General features: G+C 58.3%; 2 protein-coding genes. Both read left to right on the top strand.

The genetic code is table 11. The features are described 5' to 3' along the window. Nucleotides 1-898 (top strand): class I tRNA ligase family protein (locus NTW95_05115; GenBank protein ID MCX6556798.1); only part of this gene is annotated, 898 nt, incomplete at its 5' end. 57 nt (nucleotides 899-955) lie between these two features. Further along, the coding region (locus NTW95_05120; GenBank protein ID MCX6556799.1) for a TatD family hydrolase at nucleotides 956-1503 on the top strand (548 nt) is incomplete at its 3' end.

Genomic DNA, 1503 nt, shown 5'->3' on the forward strand with positions numbered 1-1503 from the left:
CGGCTACCTCTCCGCCAGCATGGAGTGGGCCGAGCGCTCAGGCGACAAAGACGCGTGGAAAAGGTTCTGGCAGGGCGATGTCAAGTCGTACTATTTCGTCGGCAAGGACAACATCCCTTTCCATACCATCATCTGGCCGGCCATGCTCATGGGGCACGGCGATCTGAACCTGCCCTACGATGTGCCCGCCAACGAGTTCATCACCATCAAGGGCCGGCGGCTCTCAACCAGCCGCAACTGGGCGGTGTGGCTGCCCGATTACCTGGAGCGCTACGATCCCGATGCGCTGCGTTATTTCCTTTCGATAAACATGCCGGAGGACGGAGATACCGATTTCTCGTGGCAGGAGTTTGTGCGCCGCAACAACGACGAGCTGGTGGCGACCTACGGCAACCTCGTCAACCGCGTGCTCACCATCACCTTCCGCAACTTCGATGGCAAGGTGCCGACACCGGGTAAGATCGACGACCGCAGCGCGGCGCTGCTGGAGAAAGCACGTCAAACATTCAATGATGTCGATGAAATGATCGGAAAGTGCCATTTCAGGGAGACCATGCGGGCGGTGATGAGCCTGTCGCAGGATACCAACCGCTATCTCGATGAAAAGGCCCCGTGGAAGACGATTAAGGAAAATCGCGAGGATGCGGCCACCGCGCTGCATGTGGCCCTTTCGGTTCTTTCACATCTCAAGACGATGTTGAGCCCATTCCTGCCGTTCACCTGCGCCAAGCTGCATAAGTACCTTGGGCTCACGGGTTCCATTGAGGATGCCGGCTGGTCTGTGGTGAAGATAGTACCCGGCCAGCAGCTGGTCAAGCCGGAGCACCTCTTTGTCAAGCTTGACGATTCGGTAGTTGAGAAGGAGGATGCGAAGCTGGAGGGTGGGCGTGCTGCTTGATTCCCACACGCACATCGACATGCGTGAGTTCGACGCTGACCGCGACGCGAGTGCGTATTGCAGCGGGCGCGCGAGGCCGGAGTCGTAGCCGTTATCGATATCGGCATCGATCTGGCATCCAGCGAGGCGGCGGTTGCGCTGGCGGAGAAACACAGCGATGTCTTCGCCACCGTAGGCATCCACCCGCACGACGCCTCGAAGGTGACTGATGCCTCCATCGCTCGTCTCGAAGCGCTGGCGAAGCACCCCAAGGTCGTCGCAATAGGAGAAACAGGGCTGGACTTCTACCGCAACCGCTTGTCGAAGGAGTCACAGGTCGAGGCTTTTAAACGCCATCTCGAACTTGCGTCGAAATCAGGGTTGCCGGTGGTGATCCACAGCCGCAACGCGAACGACGAGGTTTTTAAAATACTCAGTGAGTGGGTCGCCGGAATGAAAGGCGCGCATCATCCCGTCGGCGTGCTGCACTGCTTCGGCGGCGATGCCGATCTTGGCAGGAAGTATATCGACATGGGCTTTTTGCTCTCGTTCGCCGGACCGGTGACGTATCCCAAATCCTCGGCGGCAAGTGTTGCCAAAGATATACCGCTGGATAAGCTTTTAAT

Source organism: Candidatus Aminicenantes bacterium, assembly GCA_026393795.1.
Classification (GTDB): Bacteria; Acidobacteriota; Aminicenantia; order UBA2199; family UBA2199; genus UBA2199.